This window comes from Burkholderia sp. AU4i, assembly GCF_000466765.1.
In the GTDB taxonomy this organism is placed as follows: Bacteria; Pseudomonadota; Gammaproteobacteria; order Burkholderiales; family Burkholderiaceae; genus Burkholderia; species Burkholderia cepacia.
This window is the reverse complement of the sequence record NZ_ASSI01000157.1, coordinates 20,685-42,841: the sequence shown is the minus strand read 5'-3', so window position 1 is coordinate 42,841 and position 22,157 is coordinate 20,685. Positions and strand designations below refer to the sequence as shown.

At 67.4% G+C, this 22,157-nt stretch carries 22 protein-coding genes; 11 read left to right on the top strand and 11 right to left on the bottom strand.

The genetic code is table 11. From position 1 onward, the window contains the following. The first annotated feature begins 27 nt into the window (after nt 1-27). On the top strand, nt 28-1,101 hold the full coding sequence (hemH, locus tag L810_RS31185) for a ferrochelatase (RefSeq protein WP_021162217.1): 1,074 nt from the start codon (nt 28-30) through the stop codon (nt 1,099-1,101). Beyond that, a complete protein-coding gene (locus L810_RS31180; RefSeq protein WP_021162216.1) occupies nt 1,098-1,505 on the top strand; it encodes an RNA-binding S4 domain-containing protein in 408 nt (135 codons plus the stop codon). The genes hemH and L810_RS31180 overlap by 4 nt, the downstream gene beginning before the upstream one ends. Here L810_RS31180 and L810_RS48550 read toward each other — a convergent pair. Next, nucleotides 1,477-1,638, bottom strand: a complete 162-nt coding sequence (locus L810_RS48550; protein ID WP_006476841.1) for a hypothetical protein — start codon at nt 1,636-1,638, stop codon at nt 1,477-1,479. The two genes, L810_RS31180 and L810_RS48550, sit on opposite strands and share 29 nt — an antisense overlap. Nucleotides 1,639-1,994: 356 nt before the next feature. On the opposite strand from L810_RS48550, the gene grpE reads away from it, so the two are divergent. The 5 genes from grpE (at nt 1,995) to L810_RS31155 (ending at nt 8,425) form a co-directional block, all read left to right on the top strand. Further along, entirely contained in the window at nt 1,995-2,540 is a 546-nt protein-coding gene (gene grpE, locus L810_RS31175) for a nucleotide exchange factor GrpE (protein ID WP_021162215.1), read from the top strand. 10 nt (nt 2,541-2,550) lie between these two features. Beyond that, the gene (locus tag L810_RS31170; RefSeq protein ID WP_021162214.1) at nt 2,551-2,961 is read left to right on the top strand and encodes a thioredoxin family protein; all 411 of its coding nucleotides are present in this window, start codon (nt 2,551-2,553) and stop codon (nt 2,959-2,961) included. 147 nt (nt 2,962-3,108) lie between these two features. Further along, the gene (dnaK, locus tag L810_RS31165) at nt 3,109-5,061 is read left to right on the top strand and encodes a molecular chaperone DnaK (protein WP_021162213.1); all 1,953 of its coding nucleotides are present in this window, start codon (nt 3,109-3,111) and stop codon (nt 5,059-5,061) included. 267 nt (nt 5,062-5,328) lie between these two features. Beyond that, nucleotides 5,329-6,465: a molecular chaperone DnaJ gene (gene dnaJ, locus L810_RS31160; RefSeq protein WP_021162212.1), complete on the top strand. Its 1,137-nt coding sequence runs from the start codon at nt 5,329-5,331 to the stop codon at nt 6,463-6,465. A gap of 13 nt (nt 6,466-6,478) precedes the next feature. Next, nucleotides 6,479-8,425, top strand: coding sequence for a chorismate-binding protein (locus tag L810_RS31155; RefSeq protein WP_021162211.1), 1,947 nt, complete (start codon nt 6,479-6,481; stop codon nt 8,423-8,425). Nucleotides 8,426-8,539: 114 nt separating this feature from the next. Here L810_RS31155 and panB read toward each other — a convergent pair whose 3' ends face one another. Genes panB through hda form a run of 6 tightly spaced genes read right to left on the bottom strand, consistent with a single transcriptional unit; the run spans nt 8,540 to nt 13,625 of the window. Continuing rightward, nucleotides 8,540-9,355: a 3-methyl-2-oxobutanoate hydroxymethyltransferase gene (panB, locus tag L810_RS31150; RefSeq protein ID WP_021162210.1), complete on the bottom strand. Its 816-nt coding sequence runs from the start codon at nt 9,353-9,355 to the stop codon at nt 8,540-8,542. Between the two features lie 44 nt (nt 9,356-9,399). Continuing rightward, nucleotides 9,400-10,086: a deoxynucleoside kinase gene (locus tag L810_RS31145; RefSeq protein WP_042976856.1), complete on the bottom strand. Its 687-nt coding sequence runs from the start codon at nt 10,084-10,086 to the stop codon at nt 9,400-9,402. Further along, nucleotides 10,083-10,625, bottom strand: coding sequence for a 2-amino-4-hydroxy-6-hydroxymethyldihydropteridine diphosphokinase (gene folK / locus L810_RS31140; RefSeq protein ID WP_021162208.1), 543 nt, complete (start codon nt 10,623-10,625; stop codon nt 10,083-10,085). The genes L810_RS31145 and folK overlap by 4 nt, the downstream gene beginning before the upstream one ends. Before the next feature lie 35 nt (nt 10,626-10,660). Beyond that, nucleotides 10,661-12,196 carry a polynucleotide adenylyltransferase PcnB gene (gene pcnB, locus L810_RS31135; protein WP_021162207.1) on the bottom strand — a complete coding sequence of 512 codons (1,536 nt, stop codon included), beginning with the start codon at nt 12,194-12,196 and terminating at the stop codon, nt 10,661-10,663. A gap of 5 nt (nt 12,197-12,201) precedes the next feature. Then, nucleotides 12,202-12,879, bottom strand: coding sequence for an HAD family hydrolase (locus tag L810_RS31130; RefSeq protein ID WP_021162206.1), 678 nt, complete (start codon nt 12,877-12,879; stop codon nt 12,202-12,204). Nucleotides 12,880-12,890: 11 nt separating this feature from the next. Beyond that, nucleotides 12,891-13,625, bottom strand: a complete 735-nt coding sequence (hda, locus tag L810_RS31125) for a DnaA regulatory inactivator Hda (protein WP_006484992.1) — start codon at nt 13,623-13,625, stop codon at nt 12,891-12,893. A gap of 250 nt (nt 13,626-13,875) precedes the next feature. On the opposite strand from hda, the gene purM reads away from it, so the two are divergent. Both purM and L810_RS31115 read left to right on the top strand, forming a co-directional pair. Further along, on the top strand, nt 13,876-14,931 hold the full coding sequence (gene purM, locus L810_RS31120; RefSeq protein WP_006484927.1) for a phosphoribosylformylglycinamidine cyclo-ligase: 1,056 nt from the start codon (nt 13,876-13,878) through the stop codon (nt 14,929-14,931). A gap of 111 nt (nt 14,932-15,042) precedes the next feature. Continuing rightward, nucleotides 15,043-15,438 carry a YybH family protein gene (locus L810_RS31115; protein ID WP_021162205.1) on the top strand — a complete coding sequence of 132 codons (396 nt, stop codon included), beginning with the start codon at nt 15,043-15,045 and terminating at the stop codon, nt 15,436-15,438. A gap of 33 nt (nt 15,439-15,471) precedes the next feature. On the opposite strand, the gene tet is transcribed toward L810_RS31115, so the two are convergent. Further along, nucleotides 15,472-16,665: a Tet(A)/Tet(B)/Tet(C) family tetracycline efflux MFS transporter gene (gene tet, locus L810_RS31110; RefSeq protein ID WP_021162204.1), complete on the bottom strand. Its 1,194-nt coding sequence runs from the start codon at nt 16,663-16,665 to the stop codon at nt 15,472-15,474. 63 nt (nt 16,666-16,728) lie between these two features. Between tet and tetR the strand changes: the two genes are divergently transcribed. Next, entirely contained in the window at nt 16,729-17,361 is a 633-nt protein-coding gene (gene tetR / locus L810_RS31105) for a tetracycline resistance transcriptional repressor TetR (protein WP_042976854.1), read from the top strand. Between the two features lie 3 nt (nt 17,362-17,364). Here tetR and miaA read toward each other — a convergent pair whose 3' ends face one another. Together miaA and mutL are read right to left on the bottom strand one after the other, a co-directional pair. After that, entirely contained in the window at nt 17,365-18,339 is a 975-nt protein-coding gene (miaA, locus tag L810_RS31100; RefSeq protein ID WP_021162202.1) for a tRNA (adenosine(37)-N6)-dimethylallyltransferase MiaA, read from the bottom strand. After that, nucleotides 18,336-20,336 (bottom strand): DNA mismatch repair endonuclease MutL, encoded by a 2,001-nt coding sequence (gene mutL, locus L810_RS31095; protein ID WP_021162201.1) that lies wholly within the window; start codon nt 20,334-20,336, stop codon nt 18,336-18,338. Before mutL ends, miaA begins: the two co-directional genes overlap by 4 nt. A gap of 183 nt (nt 20,337-20,519) precedes the next feature. Between mutL and L810_RS31090 the strand changes: the two genes are divergently transcribed. Next, entirely contained in the window at nt 20,520-21,203 is a 684-nt protein-coding gene (locus L810_RS31090; RefSeq protein ID WP_021162200.1) for a DedA family protein, read from the top strand. A gap of 70 nt (nt 21,204-21,273) precedes the next feature. On the opposite strand, the gene L810_RS31085 is transcribed toward L810_RS31090, so the two are convergent. Beyond that, a complete protein-coding gene (locus tag L810_RS31085) occupies nt 21,274-22,086 on the bottom strand; it encodes a mechanosensitive ion channel family protein (RefSeq protein WP_021162199.1) in 813 nt (270 codons plus the stop codon). Nucleotides 22,087-22,157 lie beyond the last annotated feature (71 nt).

The window sequence follows — 22,157 nt, the reverse complement described above, 5'->3', positions numbered from 1 at the left end:
TCCCGTGCCCCGAGCACGTTCTTGCCCATGCGTTTCGATCTTGAGCCGCCTTCGAGTATCGCGGCCGCCCATCGCATCGGTGTGCTGCTGATCAATCTCGGCACGCCCGATGCGCCCACGCCGCGTGCCGTGCGGCGCTATCTGGCCGAATTCCTGTCGGATCCGCGAGTCGTCGAGATTCCGCAGGCCGTCTGGCAGGTGCTGCTGCGCACGCTGATCCTGCCGCTGCGCGGCCGCGCGTCCGCGAAGAAATACGCGGCCGTCTGGATGCCCGAGGGCTCGCCGCTGCGCGTGCATACCGTGCGCCAGACCGACGGCGTGCGGCACCTGCTCGCGTCGAACGGTTATCAAGTGCAGGTCGACTACGCGATGCGCTACGGCAGTCCGAACATCTCGCACGCGCTCGCGCAGTTCAAGCGCGCCGGCGTCGAGCGCGTGCTGCTGATGCCGATGTATCCGCAATACTCGGCGTCGACCACGGCCACCGCATTCGACGCCGCATTCGATGCCCTCTCGCGCATGCGCAACCAGCCGGAGGTGCGCACGATACGGCACTACGCCGACCATCCGGCCTACATCCACGCGCTGGCCGAGCAGGTGCGCCAGTATTGGGCGCAGCACGGCCGGCCGGATTTCGCGGCCGGCGACAAGCTCGTGCTGAGCTTTCACGGCGTGCCGAAGCGCACGCTCGACCTCGGCGATCCCTATCACGACCAGTGCCAGCAGACGGGCGCGCTGCTGATGGCCGCGCTCGGGCTGTCGACGACCGAGTGCCGCGTCACGTTCCAGTCGCGTTTCGGCAAGGCCGAATGGCTGCAGCCTTATACCGCGCCGACGTTGCGCGAGTTCGGCGAGGCCGGCGTACAACGGGCCGACGTGTTCTGCCCCGGTTTCACGGCCGATTGCCTGGAGACGATCGAGGAGATCGGCATGGAAGTGCGCGACGAGTTCCTCGCCGGCGGCGGCAAGGCGTTCCACCGGATTCCGTGCCTGAACGGCGCGCCCGCGTGGATCGGCGCGCTCGGCGAGATCGTCGCCGAGAATTTGCAGGGCTGGCCGGTCAAGGCCGCGCAGCCCGAAACGGCGGGTGAGGTGCGATGAACTACAAGATTTCGACCGAACCGGGCGCGAAGCTGCGCATCGACAAATGGCTGTGGGCGGCCCGGTTCTTCAAGACGCGCTCGCTTGCGACCGATGCGGTCGACAAGGGGCACGTGAAGATCGGCGGGGCTGCGGTCAAGCCTGCGAAGGAAGTGCGCGTGGGCGACGAGGTCGAAATTGCGATCGACGGCATCGTCTGGCACATTGCCGTCCTCGGCGTGTGCGACGTGCGCGGGCCGGCGAGCGTCGCGCAGACGCTTTACGAGGAAACGGAAGCGGGGCGGGCCGCACGGCTCGCCGAACTGGAGCGGCGCCGCACGTATCGCGAGCCGGCGGCCGAATTGCACGGCCGGCCGACGAAGCGCGACCGGCGGATCATCGACAGATTTTCTGGTGGGAGCTGAACATCTGGTCGAACGTCGCCCGCGCGCTCCCGTATTCGGTCGTGCGGTCGGTCACGGCTCCCGACAGGCAGATGGTGGTGGTGCCGGCAATGAGTACCAGCGCGACCACCGATATCGCAAAGGTCAGTTTCACGGTACTCCCCTCGAGAAGGGGTGAAAACGGCGCCAGGGGGTGGTTGTAAGGCGTCGGTCAGCTAAGGGTAAACACGCTTTTCCGACGCTTGAGTGGAGTGTAGTGCAGCGGGACTGTGCCAAGCTAGTACTTGCCAGGTAAGCGTTGTTACAGCCCGTTTCGCCTGCCGTGGCGGACTATGCGGGCGATGCACCGGTGCGACGCGCGGTTGTTTCGCTGCATTGGAGAATGCCGGCGGATAACCCTCTTGAAATCGCAGTTTTCACCCTTATTTGCACCAGCAATGTGCGGTGCCGCCGGGTATACGGTCCGGCGGTTGCCGATTTGGCTTCAACCTCTAATCGACTTTCAGCGACATGGAAAACACGCAAGAGAACCCGTCTACCCAATCGGCCGAAGATACCGGCAGCGAGAAGCAGGCGGCGCAAGGCGCTGCTCCCGCCGCCGAAGCAGCCGACGCGGCGCTCGCGGAGGCTCAAGCCAAGGTCGCCGAGCTGCAGGAGAGCTACCTGCGGGCGAAGGCCGAGACCGAGAACGTCCGCCGCCGCGCGCAGGACGACGTCTCGAAGGCGCACAAGTTCGCGATCGAGAGCTTCGCGGAGCACCTGCTGCCCGTGCTGGACAGCCTGGAAGCGGCCGTCAACGATACGTCCGGCGATATCGCGAAGGTGCGCGAAGGCGTCGAGCTGACGCTGCGCCAGCTGACGAGCGCACTCGAGAAGGGCCGCGTCGTCGCGATCAACCCGGTCGGCGAGAAGTTCGATCCGCACCAGCACCAGGCAATTTCGATGGTGCCGGCCGAGCAGGAGCCGAACACCGTCGTCACGGTGCTGCAGAAGGGCTACACGATCGCCGACCGCGTGCTGCGTCCGGCGCTCGTCACCGTCGCACAGCCGAAGTAAGGGCGTCGCGATGGTGCCCGCCGGCGTCGATCCGGCCGCATTTGACGCGTTCGACATGCAGGCGCTGGACGCCGGTACGTTCGACGCGGCGATCGACGGCGCGGGGGACGCGCTTGCGGTGGTGTTCTTCTGGGGCGTCGACTGCTTCAACTGCGAGATCGCGAAAAAGGCGATGCTCGCCCAGCCCGACGCCATCCGCGCGCTGGGCTTGAAGTGGTTCCATTGCAACGTGTACGAACACCACCAGCTTGGGCGCCGCTTCGGGCTGCACGGCGTGCCGACGTGGTTCTTCTTCCACCGCGGCAAGCGGCTCGGCCGCGCCACGGGCTGGCATGGCCTCGCTCAGTTCGAGGCGGCCGTGTCGGCGGCACGCGCGAAAATCGCGGCGGCGGGTAGCGATCCCCTAGCCGGCAGCGATTGAAAAAATTTAATATCCGCATCGCTCGGCGGGTCTTGAAAACGGACCGGCCGGACGCATTTCGGGAACAGAGTTGAATTCTGGCGCGCGAAACCGCCCCAAAACGCGGGGTTTTGCGCAGCAAACAAGCATTTCTGGAGATTAGGAAAAATGGGAAAGATCATCGGTATTGACCTCGGCACCACGAACTCGTGCGTCGCCATCATGGAAGGCAACCAGGTCAAGGTCATCGAGAACTCGGAAGGCACGCGCACCACGCCGTCGATCATCGCCTACATGGACGACAACGAAGTGCTCGTCGGCGCGCCGGCCAAGCGTCAATCGGTGACCAACCCGAAGAACACGCTGTTCGCAGTGAAGCGCCTGATCGGCCGCCGCTTCGAAGAGAAGGAAGTCCAGAAGGACATCGGCCTGATGCCTTACAGCATCATCAAGGCCGACAACGGCGATGCATGGGTCGAAGCGCACGGCGAAAAGCTCGCGCCGCCGCAGGTTTCGGCGGAAGTGCTGCGCAAGATGAAGAAGACGGCCGAAGACTACCTCGGCGAGCCGGTCACGGAAGCCGTGATCACGGTGCCGGCGTACTTCAACGACAGCCAGCGCCAGGCAACCAAGGATGCCGGCCGCATCGCGGGCCTCGAAGTCAAGCGGATCATCAACGAGCCGACCGCAGCCGCGCTCGCGTTCGGCCTCGACAAGGCCGAGAAGGGCGACCGCAAGATCGCCGTGTATGACCTCGGCGGCGGTACGTTCGACGTGTCGATCATCGAGATCGCGGACGTCGACGGCGAAATGCAGTTCGAAGTGCTGTCGACCAACGGCGACACGTTCCTCGGCGGCGAAGACTTCGACCAGCGCATCATCGATTACATCATCGGCGAGTTCAAGAAGGAGCAGGGCGTCGACCTGTCGAAGGACGTGCTCGCGCTGCAGCGCCTGAAGGAAGCCGCTGAAAAGGCGAAGATCGAGCTGTCGTCGAGCCAGCAGACCGAAATCAACCTGCCGTACATCACGGCGGACGCGTCGGGCCCGAAGCACTTGAACCTGAAGATCACCCGCGCGAAGCTGGAAGCGCTGGTGGAAGACCTCGTCGAGCGCACGATCGAACCGTGCCGCATCGCGATCAAGGACGCAGGCGTCAAGGTGTCGGACATCGACGACGTGATCCTGGTCGGCGGCCAGACGCGCATGCCGAAGGTCATGGAGAAGGTGAAGGAGTTCTTCGGCAAGGATCCGCGCCGTGACGTGAACCCGGACGAAGCCGTCGCGGTTGGCGCGGCGATCCAGGGCCAGGTCCTGTCGGGCGACCGCAAGGACGTGCTGCTGCTCGACGTGACCCCGCTGTCGCTCGGTATCGAGACGCTCGGCGGCGTGATGACGAAGATGATCAGCAAGAACACGACGATCCCGACGAAGCACGCGCAAGTGTATTCGACGGCGGACGACAACCAGGGCGCCGTGACGATCAAGGTGTTCCAGGGCGAACGCGAAATGGCAGCCGGCAACAAGCTGCTCGGCGAGTTCAACCTCGAAGGCATCCCGCCCGCACCGCGTGGCGTGCCGCAGATCGAAGTGACCTTCGACATCGACGCGAACGGTATCCTGCACGTCGGCGCGAAGGACAAGGCGACCGGCAAGGAAAACAAGATCACGATCAAGGCGAACTCGGGTCTGTCCGAGGCTGAAATCGACCAGATGATCAAGGACGCGGAAGCGAACGCAGCGGAAGATCACAAGCTGCGCGAGCTGGCCGATTCGCGCAACCAGGGCGACGCGCTGGTCCACAGCACGAAGAAGGCGCTGACCGAGTACGGCGACAAGCTGGACGCGGGCGAGAAGGAAGCGATCGAAGCGTCGTTGAAGTCGCTCGAGGAAGTGCTGAAGGACACGTCGGCCGACAAGGCTGCGATCGACGCGAAGGTCGAGGAACTCGGCAAGGTTTCGCAGAAGCTCGGCGAAAAGATGTACGCCGACATGCAGGCCCAGCAAGCGGGTGCGGCCGGCGCAGCGGGTGCAGCGGAAGGTGCGGCCCACGCGGGCGGCGCGCAACAGGCTGCCGACGATGTCGTCGACGCCGAGTTCAAGGAAGTGAAGAAGGACTAAGCCGGGTTGCCCGGTGCCGCACGCCGCGCGCGCAACACGCGCGCGGCGCGGCTGACGGGCTGGCTGACAAGCGGTCTGTCTTTCCTTCCGGATGGCCGGATCGACTCCACGCCTGGCGGGCTTTGCGGCCCTCCGGGCACATTTGTTTTTTGGCGGGTGCTGCACGAGCCGTCCGCGGACGGGCGCAGCGCCAGACGAGTCGAGAGACTTTACTGCGGGCGAAAGGAGCCGCCGCGTGCGCGATGCGTGGCGGCACAGTGAATCGATATGGCGAAACGGGATTACTACGAGGTTCTGGGCGTCGCGAAGAATGCGAGCGACGACGAAATCAAGAAGGCATATCGCAAGCTTGCGATGAAGTATCACCCTGACCGCAATCCGGACAACAAGGATGCGGAAGAGCATTTCAAGGAGGTGAAGGAAGCCTACGAAATGCTCTCGGACAGCCAGAAGCGGGCCGCGTACGACCAGTACGGCCATGCGGGCGTCGATCCGAACATGGGCGGTGCGGGCGCACAGGGTTTCGGCGGCTTCGCGGATGCGTTCGGCGACATCTTCGGCGACATCTTCGGCCAGGCCGCGGGCGGCGCCGCGCGCGGCGGCCGTGGCGGCCCGCAGGTGTATCGCGGTGCCGACCTGCGCTACAGCATGGAAATCACGCTCGAGCAGGCCGCACACGGCTACGACACGCAGATCCGCGTGCCGAGCTGGGTGTCGTGCGAGGTCTGCCACGGGTCGGGTGCGAAGCCCGGCACGAAGCCGGAAACCTGCCCGACCTGTCATGGCCAGGGCACGGTGCGCATGTCGCAGGGTTTCTTCAGCATCCAGCAGACCTGCCCGAAGTGCCACGGCACGGGCACCTACATCCCCGAGCCGTGCGTGCACTGCCACGGGTCGGGCAAGGTGAAGGAAACCAAGACGCTCGAAGTGAAGATCCCGGCCGGGATCGACGACGGGATGCGCATCCGCTCGGCCGGCAACGGCGAGCCGGGCATCAACGGCGGGCCGCCGGGCGACCTGTACGTCGAGATCCACATCAAGCCGCACTCGGTGTTCGAGCGCGACGGCGACGATCTCCACTGCCAGATGCCGATCCCGTTCACGACCGCCGCGCTCGGCGGCGAGATCGAGGTGCCGACGCTGGCCGGCCGTGCATCGTTCCCGGTGCCGGAAGGCACGCAGTCGGGCAAGACGTTCCGGCTGCGCGGCAAGGGCATCAAGGGGCTGCGTTCGAGCATCGCGGGCGATCTGTACGTGCACGTGCAGGTCGAGACGCCCGTGAAGCTGACCGACAACCAGCGCGACCTGCTCAAGCAGTTCGAGAAGTCGCTGGCCGAGGGCGGCGCGCGTCACAGCCCGCAGAGCAAGAGCTGGTTCGACCGTGTGAAGAGCTTCTTCGAGTAACTCGAGTAACAGCATGACTGAAGGCAACGAGAGCGCGTCGTTCGCGCTCTTGGACGATTGCGACTCGACCGCGTCCGCGCGGTCGAGTCGTTTGTATTCGGGATTCGTGCGCGAACGCGTGTGCACGGATCCGGCGCGGCTCGACGCAGTCGATGCGGCGGTGGCGCAGGACCTGCGCGACGGGCTGCATGCGGTCGTCGTCGGCGATTACGAATTCGGACGCAACCTGCAACGGGCGCAGCCGGGCCATGCCCCGCTGCGCTTTTTGCTGTATGCGCGCTGCGAACGCCTGTCGCGCGACGAAGTCGACGCGTGGCTCGCGCAGCAGGACGGCGGCAGCGACGCGCCGTCGATCGCGGGTGTCGCGCACGTCGCGAAGAGCGTGTCGCGCGATGCGTTCGATGCGGCGATCGCCGCGGTGCACGACGCACTGCGCGCGGGCGATTCGTATCAGGTCAACTACACGTACCGGCTGAACTTCGACGTGTTCGGCACGCCGCTCGCGCTGTACCGGCGGCTGCGTGCGCGCCAGCCGGTGCGCTACGGCGCGCTGGTCGCGTTGCCCGACGGTGCGTGGGTCGTGTCGTGTTCGCCCGAGCTGTTCGTCGAGAAGCACGGCGACGTGCTGCGCGCGCGGCCGATGAAGGGCACCGCGCCGCGTTCGGCCGACCCTCGCGACGATGCGGCGGCGGCCGCGTTCCTCGCGAACGATCCGAAGAACCGCGCGGAAAACGTGATGATCGTCGACCTGCTGCGCAACGACATATCGCGGATCGCACGCACCGGGACGGTTCGCGTGCCGGCGCTGTTCTCCGTCGAGCCGTATGCGTCGGTGTGGCAGATGACGTCGACGGTCGAGGCCGGCTGGCGCGACGGGACGACGTTCGCGCAGATGCTGCGTGCGTTGTTCCCGTGCGGATCGATCACGGGCGCGCCGAAGTACAAGACGATGCAGTTGATCGATGCGATCGAGTCGACACCGCGCGGCCTCTATACGGGCGCGATCGGCTGGCTCGACGCCGCGAAGCAAGGTGCCGATTCCGACGTGCCGGGTGAGCGCCCGGCCGGTTGTGGCGATTTTTGCCTGTCGGTCGCGATCCGGACGCTGACGCTCGATGCTACCGGTGAAGGTACGGCGGGCGAAGGCGCTGACCGCGAAGGTGCGACCGGTGCCGAAGCACGCAGTCCGGCGACGCCAATCGCCGGCCGGCGCCGTGGCACGATGGGGGTCGGCGCGGGCATCGTGCTCGACAGTGTCGCGGCCGACGAATATGCGGAGTGCGAATTGAAAGCACGATTCCTGACGGATGCCGATCCCGGCTTCCAGCTGTTCGAAACGACCGCTGCCACGCGTGCGGACGGCATCCGGCACCTCGATCGTCATCTCGCACGGCTGCAGCGTAGCGCGGATGCGTTCGGCTTCCGCTTCGACGCCGAGGCGTTGCGCGACGCGATCGATACGCGCTGCGCGGCGCTCGACGGCGACGACGCCTACCGGATGAAGCTTTCGCTCGCGAAGGATGGCGCCATCGAGATCATCGCGGCGCCGCTCAAGCCGCTGCCGGCGGGGCCGGTCGGCGTGATGCTTGCGTCTGCGCACGGCTTCGCGCCGACCCGCGCGAGCGATGCGCTGCTGCTGCACAAGACGACGCGCCGCGCCGAATACGATCGCGCGTGGCAGGCGGCGGAGGCGCTCGGGTGCTTCGACATGCTGTTCGTCAACGAACGCGGCGAGGTGACGGAAGGCGGGCGCTCGAACCTGTTCGTGAAGCTTGACGGCCAGTGGGTAACGCCGCCGCTCGAATCCGGCCTGTTGCCGGGGGTGATGCGTGGCGTGTTGCTCGACGATCGTGTGTTCGGCGCGACGGAGCGGGTCGTGACCCGCGACGATCTTGCGCGTGCGGAGGCGCTGCTGCTGACCAACGCGCTGCGCGGCGCGCTCGACGCGGTACTGAAGTAACCGGCAGCCGGCAATCGGCAGCGTGTGAAAGAAAAAGCGCGGCGCCCCGCAAAGGGCGCCGCGCTTTTTTACATCGGGGCGCCGGCGCACGCGTCGCAGGCCTCGCCACGGACGTCAGAACGAATGTTCCGCCCCAGGGAACGAACCATCCTTCACCGCGTGCACATACGCTTCGACGGCCGCCTGGATGTTCGGCTGGCCCTGCATGAAATCCTTCACGAAGCGCGGCCGCTTGCCGGGGAACACGCCGAGCATGTCGTGCAGCACGAGCACCTGGCCCGAGCAGTCGACGCCCGCGCCGATGCCGATCGTCGGAACCTTGAGCATGTGCGTGACTTCGGAGGCGACGAGCGTCGGCACGGCTTCGAGCACGACGAGCTGCGCGCCCGCATCCTCGATCGCGCGCGCGTCGCGCAGCAACTGGGCGGCCCCGGCTTCGGTCTTGCCTTGCACCTTGAAGCCGCCGAACGCGTGCACCGATTGCGGCGTGAGGCCCACGTGCGCGCATACGGGCACCGCGCGCTCGACGAGGAAGCGGATCGTCTCGGCGAGCCATTCGCCGCCTTCGAGCTTGACCATCTGCGCACCGGCACGCATCAGCTTGACGGCACTCGCGAACGCCTCGGCCGGCGTGCCGTACGTGCCGAACGGCAGATCGGCGACGACCAGCGCGCGCGGCTGCGCGCGGGCGACACAGGCGGTGTGATACGCGATGTCGTCGAGCGACACGGGCAGCGTGGTCGTGTGGCCCTGCAGCACGTTGCCGAGCGAATCGCCGATCAGCAGCACGTCGACGCCCGAACGGTCGAGCAGGGCGGCAAAGCTCGCGTCGTAGCAGGTGAGCATCGCGATCTTCTCGCCGGCGGCGCGCATTGCCTGCAGCTTGGGTACCGTGACGGCAGGCCGGCTCGATTCCTGGAGATAGGTCATGGGAAATCCGGTTCGGATGGTAAGGAACGACAGGCGAGGACGCGTCAGCGCGTCGTTTCGCCCTTGACGAAGAATTCCTTGCGGCCGCGCATCGTCTCGATGCGCTCGACCAGCAGGGCGAGATCTTCGGGGGAATCCTGCGGGTTCAGGTGTTCCGCGGCGACCGTCAGCACCGGCGTGCGGTCGTAGTGGTAGAAGAATTCGTTGTACGCGTCGACGAGCGAGCGCAGGTACGCGTCGCTGATCTGCAGCTCCATCGGCAGCCCGCGCTTCTGGATGCGCGAGAACAGCACTTCGGGGCTCGCCTGCAGGTAGACGACGAGGTCGGGCGACGGCGCCTGCGGCACGTCGACGTGCGTCGCGACCGAACGGTAGAGCTGCCACTCGTCTTCCGGCAGGTTCAGCCGCGCGAAGATGTCGTTTTTCTGCGGCATGAAATCGGCGATGACCGGGCGGCCCGTTTCGAGCGCACCGACCAGCTCGCGTGCCTGCTGCGCACGCTGCAGCGCGAACGACAGCTGCACGGGCAGCGCGTAGCGCGCGGTATCGCGATAGAAGCGTTCGAGGAACGGGTTGTCCTGCGGGCGCTCGAGCAGCGTCTGCATCGACCAGCGTTCGGCGAGCAGGCGCGCGAGCGTCGTCTTGCCGACGCCGATCGGGCCTTCGATCACGAGATAGCGGTGCGGGGCGCGCAGGTCGGGCGCAGTGACGGTGAGGGGTGTCGGGGTCATCGGCAGCGGTTCTTGTCGGCGTCTTCGCTGGCGGCGAGCGCCTTCTGCATCAGGCACTGGCAGGTCTGCACCTTCTCGACACGCTGATCCGCGACGGCGGCGAGGAAGGTTTCGGCACGGCCGCGCGCGGGAATGTCGAGTGCGGGCTCGATCTCCACGAGCGGCACGAGCGCGAACGCGCGATCGGTGAGGCGCGGGTGCGGGACGATCAGGTCGGGTTCGTCGATCGAGTCGGCGCCGAACAGCAGGATGTCGAGGTCGAGCGTGCGCGGCGCGTTGCGATACGGGCGCTCGCGGCCGAAGTGATGTTCGATCTTCTGGCAGAGCGCGAGCAGCTCGCGCGCCGACAGCGTCGTGTCGAGCTTGACGACGCAGTTGTAGTAGTCGTCGCCGCCCGCTTCGAAGGGCGCCGTGCGATACAGGCTCGATTTGCCGAGGATCGAGATGGTGCGCTGCTGCGCGAGGCACACCACCGCGTCCTTCAGGGTCTGGCGCGCATCGCCGAGATTCGCCCCCAGTCCGATATATGCAACCGTCATGGCATCACTTCCTACGTCGTTCGCCGTCGTGCGCGTCAGTCGTCGGAACCGCCCGAGGTGTCCGGTGCCTGCTCGGCGGCACCTTCACCCGGCTTGCGGTTTCGCGCACCGCCGCGGCGGCGCCGCTTGCGGGGCGATTTTTCCTTCGAGCCGCCCTGCGTGAGCAATGCCTCGCGAGCGGCCGCGTCGCCTTCGATGAAATCCGTCCACCACTGTCCGACTTCCGCATCGAGCTCGCCGGATTCGCAGCGTAACAGGAGGAAATCATACCCCGCTCTAAACCTTTGGTGTTCCAGCAGCCTCATCGCGCTGCGGCCCGAGCGTTTCTCGAGGCGCAGCTGCAGGCCCCAGATCTCGCGCATGTCGGCCGAGTAGCGCTTGTGGATCGCGAGTTTCTCGGTCTGCATGTCGAGCACGTCGTCCATCGCGCGATGGAGCGCCGGCACCGGGATTTCGCCTTCGGCCGTGTATTGCTCGAAGCGCTGGCGCATGTCGTGCCACAGCAGCGTCGCGAACAGGAAGCCCGGGGAAACCGGCTTGCCGGCGCGCACGCGTGCATCGGTGTTGTTCAGCGCGAGCGTGATGAACTTCTCGCCCTGCGGCTGTTCGAGCACGACGTCGAGCAGCGGCAGCAGCCCGTGGTGCAGGCCTTCCTTGCGCAGCCGCTGCAGGCACGCGAGCGCGTGGCCCGACAGCAGCAGCTTCAGCATTTCGTCGAACAGGCGCGCGGCCGGCACATTGTTGATCAGGTCGGCGAGCGCGTTGATCGGCTCGCGCGTGTGCGGCTCGATCTCGAAACCGAGCTTCGCCGCGAAGCGCACGACGCGCAGCATCCGCACCGGATCCTCGCGGAAGCGCGTGGCCGGATCGCCGATCATCCGCAACAGGCGGGCGCGCACGTCGGCCATCCCGTCGTGGTAGTCGAGCACCGTCTGCGTCGACGGGTCGTAGTACATCGCGTTGATCGTGAAGTCGCGGCGTGCGGCGTCTTCGTGCTGCTCGCCCCACACGTTGTCGCGCAGCACGCGGCCGCTCGCGTCGACCGCATGGGTGCGGCGATCGAGTTCGTCACGCTTCAGGCGCCTCGGCGGCTCGGCAGCGGCCGCCTCGGGCGGCGCATCGACCAGCGCGCGGAACGTCGACACCTCGATCAGCTCCTGGCCGAACTGCACGTGGACGATCTGGAAGCGGCGGCCGATCAGGCGCGCGCGGCGGAACAGGCGCTGCACCTCGGTGGGCGTTGCATCGGTCGCGACGTCGAAGTCCTTCGGCGCGATGCCGAGCAGCAGGTCGCGTACCGCACCGCCGACGATGAAGGCGCGGAAGCCCGCCTGCTGCAGCGTGTCGGTCACGCGCACGGCATTCTTCGAGATCAGTGCCGGGTTGATGCCGTGCACGCTGGCCGGCACGACGGTCGGCTCATGGTTGCTGCGCGGCTTTTTCGTGCCGCCGCGGGCGCCTTTCGGGGCACGCGGGGTAGCAGGGGCCGCTTCGTCGGCCGGGGCCGCTGCGGGAGAGGTTTGCTCGGTTTCGTCCTGGCCGAGCAGTTTGCGAATGAATTTTTTGATCACGACGTTCAGAAGAGATCGAGGATGCGCCAGCCGCGGTTGCTTGCATGCGCGCGCAGCGTGTCGTCAGGGTTGGTCGCGATCGGGTCGGTGACTTTCTCGAGCAACGGGATGTCGTTGTGCGAGTCGCTGTAGAAGTAGGTGTGCGTGAAGTCGCTCCATTGCTTGCCGAGCGACGCGAGCCACGCTTCGGTCCGCACGATCTTGCCTTCGCGATAGCTCGGCGTGCCGGTCGGCCGGCCCGTGTACGGCGAGTCGGGATGCCCGTCGGTCGTCTCGACCTCGCAGGCGATCAGCGTGTCGACGCCGAACGCGGTGGCGATCGGGCGCGTGATGAATTCGTTGGTCGCCGTCACGACGCAGCACAGGTCGCCCGCATCGAGATGCTTGCGCACGAGTTCGAGCGCGGCGGGCGTCATTGCGGGCCGGATCACCTCGTGCATGTACTGCTCGTGCCATTGCGCGAGCTGCGCACGCGAATACTTCGCGAGCGGCGTGAGCATCGCCGTGAGGTACGCGTGGATGTCGAGCTTGCCGGCCTTGTAGTCGGCGAAGAACTGGTCGTTCTGACGCGAGAAGCTTTCCGCGTCGACGATGCCGAGCTTCACCATGAAGCGGCCCCATTCGTGGTCGCTATCGGTCGGGATCAGCGTGTGATCGAGGTCAAAGAGTGCCAGATTAGTCATGGAAGCGCATTTTACTCGAAGCGGTTCGGGCCCGTGCCCGGTGGGGTGATGTCGTCGCCGGGACGCGCCAGCATGCGGCGCAGCAACGGCAGCGTGACGGCGCGTTTCTGCTCGAGCGAGAAGCGGTCGAGCGCGTCGAGCAGCGCCATCAGGCTCGGCATGTCGCGGCGGAAATGGGTCAGCAGGTACGCGGCGATGTCGTCGGTGAGCGCGATCCCGCGCTCCTTCGCCGCGAGCTTGAGCACGGCGATCTTGCCGGCATCGGACGGCGGCGACAGGTGGAACACGAGCCCCCAGCCGAGGCGCGTGCGGAGATCCTCGCGCACGTCGAGCGCGAGCGGCGCCGCGGGGCCCGCCGCGACGAACGCGCTCGACGGGTGAGCGCGCACTTCGTTGAACAGGTTGAACAGCGCGACCTGCTGCGTGTCGCTCATCCGGTCGCAGTCGTCGATCGCATAGATGCCGATGCGCGGGTCGAACGTGAACGCGCCGAGCGGGCTTTGCGGTGTGAGATAACGCGCATAACCGTACGAGGCGTCGCTCACGAGCGCCTGCAGCAGATGGGTGCGGCCGCATCCGGGCTCGCCCCAGATATAGAACGACCGGTCCGGCACGGGGCCCGCCGCGAGCGCGAGGTCGAGCTTCTGCAGGCGCGAGATGAGCTCGTCGTTCTCCTCGTTCATGATGAAGTTGTCGAACGTGGCGGGCGGCGGCGTGCCGAGATCGAGCGTCAGTTGACGGGACACAACAGTCACAATGCGGGTCGGTTGAAAATACGCGTGCCGTACGCCGGGCACGCGCCGGGAACTGCGTCTTCGCGGGCTTCACGCGCGCCCGCACGCACGGCGCCACGCCGGTTTCGGCGTGGTTCGCTCGGCGATGAAAACGGGGACGTGTTGACCAAGATGCAATCCCTGACGATTCGGTGCTGGGAATTCCGGCCAACGGGCCGGCTTCGGGTAAAATCGCATTTTACCGACCTTCTCGCATTCCCCCATGAATCCTCCGAAATCCGCTCCCGACGCCCAAGGTCTGTCCTATCGCGACGCAGGCGTCGACATCGACGCGGGCGACGCGCTCATCGACAAGATCAAGCCTTTTGCGAAGAAAACCCTGCGCGACGGCGTGCTCGGCGGCATCGGCGGGTTCGGCGCGCTGTTCGAAGTACCGAAGAAGTACAAGGAGCCCGTGCTCGTGTCGGGCACCGACGGCGTGGGCACCAAGCTCAAGCTGGCCTTTCATCTGAACAAACACGACACCGTCGGCCAGGATCTCGTCGCGATGAGCGTGAACGACATCCTCGTGCAGGGCGCTGAGCCGCTGTTCTTCCTCGACTACTTCGCGTGCGGCAAGCTCGACGTCGATACCGCCGCAACGGTCGTCAAGGGCATCGCGCAGGGTTGCGAACTGTCCGGCTGCGCGCTGATCGGCGGTGAAACGGCCGAAATGCCGGGCATGTACCCGGACGGCGAATACGACCTGGCCGGCTTCGCGGTCGGCGCGGTCGAGAAGAGCAAGATCATCGACGGCAGCACGATCGCCGAGGGCGACGTGGTGCTGGGCCTCGCTTCGAGCGGCATCCACTCGAACGGCTTCTCGCTCGTGCGCAAGATCATCGAGCGCGCGAACCCCGACCTGTCCGCCGATTTCCACGGCCGCTCGCTCGCCGATGCGCTGATGGCACCCACGCGCATCTACGTGAAGCCGCTGCTCGCGCTGATGCAGAAGCTGTCGGTCAAGGGCATGGCGCACATCACCGGCGGCGGTCTCGTCGAGAACATCCCGCGCGTGCTGCGCGAAGGCCTCACCGCCGAGCTCGACCAGAACGCGTGGCCGCTGCCGCCGCTGTTCAAGTGGCTGCAGGAGCACGGCGGCGTCGCCGACGCGGAAATGCACCGCGTGTTCAACTGCGGGATCGGCATGGCCGTGATCGTCTCGGCGGCCGATGCCGACGCCGCGATCGCCGACCTGACCGCCGCCGGCGAACAGGTGTGGAAGATCGGCACCGTGCGTGCGACCCGCGAAGGCGAGGCGCAGACCGTCGTGGTCTGACGCACGGCCGCAGCAGATGCAGCAAGGAAAGCCGCCCGGAGTCGATCCGGGCGGCTTTTTTTTCGGGCGCCGCGTGGCGTACGGGCGCGCGCCGATGAAGGAGGAGCGACGATGACCGAAGACGAACACGCGATCCGTGAGCTCGTGGACAACTGGTTCGTATCGAGCCGCCGCGGCGACGTGGCGACCGTGCTCGACCTGATCGCCGACGACGCGATCTTCATGGTGGCCGGCAGGCCGCCGTTCGACAAGGCGGCGTTTGCGGCCGCGTCGCGTGACGCGAACGCCGGGGGCGGGCCCGCGCCGACGATCGACGGCCGTTACCGGATCGACGAACTGCGCGTGCTGGGCGACTGGGCGTACATGCGCAATTTCATCGAGATCGAGGCGACTCCGCCGGGCGGCGAGACGATCCGCCGTTCCGGCCATACGCTGACGATCTTCCGCAAGGCCGACGGCCGCTGGCAGCTCGTCCGCGATGCCAATCTCGTGACGCTCGCGCATTGAGCGCGGCGGCGGGCGTGAATGTGCGGCCGGCGCTCAGGCGGACGGCTGTGCCGCGCCCGCCGGCCGGGCACCGGCCAGCAACGGCGGGACGAGCAGATAAAGCAGCGCGGCCGCGGCCCAGACGAGCCCCGGCCACGTCGCGCGTGTCGCCGCATAGGTTGCGGTGACGACCAGCGGCCCCGCGACACCGATCAGGCTCGCCACGCTCGCGAGCGCGCCTTGCAGTTCACCCTGGCGCGCATCGTCGACTTGCCGCGCGAGCATCGCCTGCAGCGCCGGCAGCGTCATGCCGCCCGCCGCGAACAGCGGCAGCAGCGCGAACGGCACCCACGCGGCGGTCGCGAACGCAATCGCCACGAGCCCGAGCGCGTCGCCCGCGAGGCCCAGTGCGAGCGCGCGGCGCTCGCCGAGCCGCGCGATCAGCGGCCCGATCGCGAAAGTCTGCGCGAGCGCGTGACACGCACCGTAGCCCGCCAGCGACAGCCCCGCGATCGGTGTCGACCACCCGAAATGTTCCTGGCCGTACAGGATCCACAGCGTGGCGGGCGCCTGCGACACCAGCGCCACGATCACGTAGATGCCGATCAGCGGTACGAGCGCCGGTGAGCCGGTCAGCCGGCGCAGGCTGGCGAACGGGTTGAGCGCGCCGGCCGTTTGGCCTTCGCGGGCCGAACGCGGCCGCGATTCCGGCAGCGCGCGCCAGACGAGCACGAGATTGAGCGCGTTGAGTACGGCGGCCGCGACGAACGGCGCGCGCACATGCAGCGCGCCGAGCAGGCCGCCGATCAACGGGCCCGCGATGAAGCCGATGCCCATCATCGCGCCGAGCTGGCCGAAGCGTCGCGCGCGGTCGGGTTCGGCCGTGACGTCGGTGACGTACGCAGTCGCGACCGCGACGTTCGCGCCGGTGATGCCCGCGATCAGCCGCCCGACGTAGAGCCAGGCGAGCGTCGGCGCGAGCGCCATCAACAGGTAGTCGAGCGCGGCGCCCGCGAGCGACACGAGCAGGACGGGCCGGCGGCCGAAGCGGTCGCTCAGCGCGCCGAGCAGCGGTGCGCACAGGAACTGCGCGAACGCGTACAGCGCGAGCAGGATCCCGTAGTGGGTGTCGGTGCTGCCCGCATCGGCGAGCGAGCGCAGGAGCCCGGGGAGGATCGGCATCACGATCCCGACGCCGATCGCGTCGAGCAGGACCGTGGCCAGAATGGCAATCAGGGACGGATTCAAGAGGGTGACTCTATCGGTGATAGAGTGGCGATTATTCCACAACTTTCCCTATCGGTGATAGAGATGAAGGACACGGGAGCGCGGCTGACGCGCGACACGGTACTGCGCGCGGCGCTCGAGCTGCTCGATGAGGTCGGCATCGATGGGCTGTCGACGCGGCGGCTCGCCGAGCGGCTCGGCGTGCAGTCGCCGACGCTTTACTGGCATTTCCGGAACAAGGCCGAACTGCTCGACGCGATGGCCGAGGCGATCATGCTCGAGCGGCACGATGCGTCGCTGCCGCGGCCGGGCGAGGCGTGGGATGCGTGGCTTCTCGACAACGCGCGCAGTTTCCGCCGCGCGCTGCTGGCCTATCGCGACGGCGCGCGCCTGCATGCCGGTACGCGGCCGCGGGCGCTGCATTTCAGCTCGATCGAACGCAAGGTCGCGCTGCTCGGCGAAGCGGGTTTCGCGCCGGACGAGGCGGTCGACGTGATGTATGCGCTGGGCCGCTTCGTGGTTGGATGGGTGCTGGAGGAACAGGCGGAACCCGAAGGCGAGGCCGATGCGCCGCTGCCGGACGCGGCCGAGTATCCGTTGCTCGCCAAGGGCTGGGCCGCGCTGCGCGCGCGCGGCGGCGACGAAGCGTTCGAGCGCGGCGTCGCGCTGATCGTCGACGGCGCCCGCGCGCGCCTGGCAGCACGCGGGCGCCGCTGACGGTCAGACCGGCGTGCCGCCGTCGAGCACGCGTTCGAGCGCGTCGAGCGCGCGGGCCGTGGCGTCCGGTGCGATGCAGTCGACGACGATCCGCTCCGGCATCGCGCGCAGCCAGGTGATCTGGCGCTTGCAGAGCTGGCGCGTCGCGAAGATGCCCTTGTCGCGCATCGTCCGGTAATCGGTGTCGCCGTCGAGGAATTCCCATGCCTGCCGGTAGCCGACGCAGCGCATCGACGGCAGGTCGGGATGGAGATCCTCGCGACGGCGCAGCCGCTCGACTTCGTCGATGAAGCCCGCGTCGAGCATCGCATCGAAGCGCTGTGCGATCCGTGCGTGCAGTACCGCGCGATCGGACGGTTCGAGCGCGACCGGCACGAAGCGGTAAGCGGCGGCCGCGTCGTCGCTGCGTCGCGGGGCGGCGAGCAGTACCGACATCGGCTGCCCGCTCAGCATGAACACTTCGAGCGCCCGCTGGATCCGTTGCGAATCGTTCGGCGCGAGCCGCGCGGCCGTGTCGGGATCGACCTGCGCGAGTCGCGCGTGCAGGGCGGGCCAGCCATCGCGCGCGGCTTCGGCATCGAGGGTCGTACGCACGTCCGGATCGGCGCCGGGCAGGTCGTTGAGCCCCTGCGTCAGTGCCTTGTAGTACAGCATCGTGCCGCCCGCGAGCAGCGGCGTGCGGCCGCGCGCGATGATCTCGCCGATCAGGCGCAGCGTGTCGGCGCGGAAACTCGCGGCCGAATACGCGTCGGCCGGATCGATGATGTCGATCAGGTGGTGCGGCACGCTCGCGCGCTCTTCGCGCGAAGGCTTCGCGGTGCCGATATCCATGTCGCGATAGACGAGCGCCGAATCGACGCTGACGATCTCGATCGGGCGGCGCGCGGCGAGCGCCAGCGCCGCGGCCGTCTTGCCCGATGCGGTGGGGCCGAGCAGGCAGGCGATCGTCGTCGGAGAGGACTGCGGTGAAGCGCTCATTGTCCGCGCATGAACAGGCGGTCGAGATCGTTCAGCGTGAGCTGATACCACGTCGGCCGGCCGTGATTGCACTGGTCCGCGCGTTCGGTCGCCTCCATCTGCCGCAGCAGCGCGTTCATCTCGTCGAGCGTCAGGCGCCGGTTCGCGCGCACCGCGTGATGGCAGGCGAGCGTGCCGAGCAGCTCGTGCTGGCGCTCGGTGAGCACGCGCGAGCCGCCGAACGCGTGCAGGTCGGCGAGCACCGCGCGCGCGAGCGACTGCAGGTCGGCATCTTTCAGCAGCGCCGGCACCGCGCGGATCGCGAGCGTCGTCGGTGACAGCACCGCCAGGTCGAAACCGAGCGATTCGAGCGTGTCGCGCTCTTCCTCGACCGTGCCGATCTCGACCGGCGTGGCCGTCATCGAGATCGGCAGCAGCAGCGCCTGCACGGCGACCGAGCGGTCGGCGAGCGCGTTCTTGAACTGTTCGTACAGGATCCGCTCGTGTGCCGCGTGCATGTCGACGATCACGAGCCCGTGCGCGTTCTGCGCGAGCACGTAAATGCCGTGGATCTGGCCGAGCGCGAAGCCGAGCGGCTGCTCGTCGTGCGCGGTGGCGGCGATCGGCGATACGGTGAAGCCGGGCAGCGGGGCGAGCGGCGTGTCGGCCGAATCGCGCGCGATGGTGGTCGTGCCGCCCGGTGTGCCGGCGCCGCTATCCTTGCGGCCGAACATCGCGTCGTAGAGCGCGAGCGGCTGCGCGACGGGCAGCGTGCCCTGCGTCATCCGTGCCTGGCGCATCCAGGTGTTGCCTGCCGACGAGGACGACGGCGACGAGAAGCCGCTGCTGCCGGTGCCACCGATGCCGCCGCTCGCGTGGCCCTGGCTCTGCCCGAGCGGCGTGTCCAGGAACGACGACGGCCCGCGCGGTGCCGGTTCGATATGCGCGGCATGGCCGCCCGCCGTGGTTTCCGGCGACGCGCCCGCATGGCGCGCGAGCGCGCGCTGGACCGCATGGAACACGTACTGGTGGATCGAGCGCGAATCGCGGAAGCGTACTTCGATCTTCGACGGGTGCACGTTCACGTCGACGGCCTCCGGCGGCAGGTCGAGGAACAGCACGTACGACGGGTAGCGGTCACCGTGCAGCACGTCCTCGTAGGCCGCGCGCACCGCGTGCGTCAGCAGCTTGTCGCGCACGAAGCGGCCGTTCACGAAGAAATACTGCTGGTCGGCGCGCCCGCGGCTGGCGGTCGGCAGCCCGGCGCAGCCGTAGACGGCGAGCGGGCCGGCCTGTTCGTCGAGCGGCAGGTGCGCGGTCGCGAAGCCGTCGCCGAGGATCTTCGCGACGCGCTGCGCGGGCTCGGTCGCATTCCAGTGCTCGACGGCCTTGCCGTTGTGCAGCACCGAGATCGCGACGTCCGGCCGCGCGAGCGCCGCGCGGCGGATCATTTCCAGGCAGTGGCCGAACTCGGTCTGCTCGCTCTTCAGGAACTTGCGCCGCGCGGGCGTGTTGAAGTACAGCTCGCGCACCTCGATCGTCGTGCCGGTCGCACCGGCGGCGGGCGACAGCACGCCCGTCTGCGCGTCGATCTTCATCGCATGCGCGGCATCGGCCGTCCGGCTCGTGATCGACATCTCGGCCACCGATGCGATCGACGCGAGCGCTTCGCCGCGGAAACCCAGCGTGGCGACCGCCTCGAGCTCCTCGAGCGAGCGGATCTTGCTGGTCGCGTGGCGCATCAGCGCGAGCGCCAGCTCGTCGGGCGGAATCCCGCAGCCGTCGTCGGTGATCGAGATGCGCTTGACGCCGCCTTCCTCCAGCACGATGCGCAGCGTCGTGGCGCCGGCGTCCATCGCGTTCTCGAGCAGTTCCTTGACGACCGACGCCGGACGTTCGACGACCTCGCCGGCGGCGATCTGGCTGATCAGCTGGTCGGGCAGGGGCTGGATCGCGCGCAGCGGGCGCGGAGCAGGGGCGGGCGTGTCGCCCGCGGCCGTTTCGGTGATTTCGGACATGGCCGAATTATAGCGAGGCGGCGGATGCGTGCCGGGGCGGCGGAGCGTTACGTTTTTTCACGGAGCCTTAAGGTAGTTTCGGTATCATGGCTCCGTTTCGCGCGCCGCCTTGGCCGGCGGGCGCTTCCGCCAAGCCTGGCCTGTTTCGGCCGTTCCGGCCCTATCGCCTTCGAGGAATCGCATTTGGATACGCTGCTTCATTTCGTCAACCTTGTCCTGCATATCGACGCCTTCCTCGGCGATTTCATCCGGCAGTACGGCGCGTGGGTCTATCTCGTGCTGTTCCTGATCGTGTTCTGCGAGACGGGGCTCGTCGTGTTCCCGTTCCTGCCGGGCGATTCGCTGCTGTTCATCGGCGGCGCGTTCGCGGCGACGGGCGAAATGAACGTCGGCGCGCTGATCGTGCTGCTGCTCGTCGCGGCGATCGCCGGCAACACCGTGAACTACCTGATCGGCCGCTGGGTCGGCCCGAAGGTGTTCAATACGCATATCCCGGTGCTCGAGCGCTTCCTTGACCGCGCCGCGCTGCAGAAGACCCACTCGTTCTACGACAAGCACGGCGGCAAGACGATCGTGCTCGCGCGCTTCATCCCGGTCGTGCGTACGTTCGCGCCGTTCGTCGCGGGCGCTTCGTCGATGAGCGTCGCGCGCTTCCAGCTCTTCAACGTGATCGGCGCGCTGGTGTGGGTGCTGCTGCTCGTGCTGCTCGGTTATTTCTTCGGCAACATCCCGTTCATCCGCCAGTACCTGAACGTGATCGTGCTGGTCGGTATCGGTGCGGCGATCGTGCCGGTCGCGCTCGGCGCGGTGTGGAAGCTGGTGCGCGGGAAGCAGTCGGATAACGCGCAGAAGACGGGCGGGCGTTGAGCGGGAGCTTTGCTTCAGTCGATAAAAAAGCGTGGCGGGTGCCACGCTTTTTTTTCGTCCGGTGCCGCCGTCATGCGCTGCGATGCAAGAGCGGTGTTTCGGGCGTCGGGTATTGCGCGTCGCGGAACGTCTCGAGGATCACGCGGTTAGTGTCGCAGTACACCTGCCAGTAGTTTTCCGGTTGCGTGGACGGGCGCACGAACAGCAGCGGGCCTTCCGGCGTGAACTGCAGCACGCCGACGTCCGGCGCCGGGGTGGTCAGCACGTTCGGGATCTGCTGGATCGACGCTTTCAGGCGGTTGATCGCGTCGACGGCATCGACGCCGTTCGCGATCTTCGCGGTCAGGTCGACGCGACGATACGACGTTGCGCTGTAGTTGGCGATGTTGTCCGAGAAGATCTTGTTGTTGCCGACGATCGTCACGATGTTGTCCGGCGTGACGATCGTCGTGCCGAACAGGCCGAGCTCCTTGACCGTGCCCGTGACGCCGCCCGCGCTGATCACGTCGCCGATCTTGAACGGACGCAGCACCTGCATGAACACGCCTGCGGCGAAATGCGCGAGCAGGCCGCCCCAGGCGGTACCGATCGCGAGGCCGAGGCCGGCGAGCAGCGCGGCGAACGAGGTGGTCTGCACGCCGAAGATCTGCAGGATCGCGAGGATCAGCAGGATCGTCAGCAGCACGCCGACGACGGAGGTCAGGTAGTCGGTGAGTGTCGGGTCGACCTTGCCGCTGCGGCGCACGACCTTGCCGAGCAGGCGGGTACCGATGCGGATCGCCCAGCGGCCGACGAACCACAAGACGATCGCGGCGAGGAGGTTGAGGCCGAAGTCGAGGCCGCGGGTCATCAGGAATTGCTGGGCGGTGGCGAGATCGATCATGCGTTCTCCGAAGTCAGGGGTGGGAAGGGCGGCGCATGCACCGCTTTTGGTGGGGCTGTTATAACCGACCT